This window comes from Synechococcus sp. R55.2 (assembly GCF_047462075.1).
Taxonomy (GTDB): Bacteria; Cyanobacteriota; Cyanobacteriia; order Thermostichales; family Thermostichaceae; genus Thermostichus.
The window spans coordinates 1-637 of the sequence record NZ_JANSIH010000280.1; the positions used below are offsets into that span (position 1 = coordinate 1).

The 637-nt window shown below is 64.4% G+C and carries 1 protein-coding gene; it reads left to right on the forward strand.

Annotation, left to right across the window (positions count from 1 at the left end; genetic code table 11):
• A partial coding sequence (locus NW838_RS09310; protein WP_414427917.1) for a uroporphyrinogen-III synthase occupies positions 1 to 637 on the forward strand: 637 nt, incomplete at both ends.

The window sequence follows — 637 nt, forward strand, 5'->3', positions numbered from 1 at the left end:
TGCTGGTGGTCGGGGAGGTGATCCGGTTGCGGCAGGACTTTTTGCCGGGGATCCCACCCTTGCCGCCACCGGCTCCTTTGGCAGGCAAGACGGTGCTGGTTACCCGTTCCGAGGGGCAATCACCAGCTTTTTGTGAGTTGCTGCAGGCCCAGGGGGCGCGGGTGCTGGAGATGCCGACCCTGGTGATCCAGCCGCCCACGAGCTGGGATCCCTTGGATACAGCCATTGCCAACCTGGAACAATTCGACTGGCTGCTGCTGACCTCTGCCAATGGAGTGCAGGCTTTCTTTGAGCGGCTGCAGCGGCAGGGGCGAGATAGCCGAGCACTCCACTCCCTGCAAGTGGCGGTGGTGGGATCCAAAACCGCTTCCGTGCTGGCCCAGTACGGCATTCGCCCGGATCTGATGCCCTCCGAGTTTGTGGCCGAAGCCCTGCTACCCATTTGGCCGCAGCCAGTGCAGGGGCAGCGCATCCTCTTTCCCCGCGTTGAGTCAGGAGGGCGGGAGGAGCTGGTACAGGGGTTGCGGCAGCGAGGAGCAGAGGTGGTGGAGGTGGCCGCCTATCAGTCCGCCTGTCCAGCAGCAGCGGATCCCCAGGTGGTGGAGGCTCTGAAGGCCCGTCAGGTGGACATCCTCAC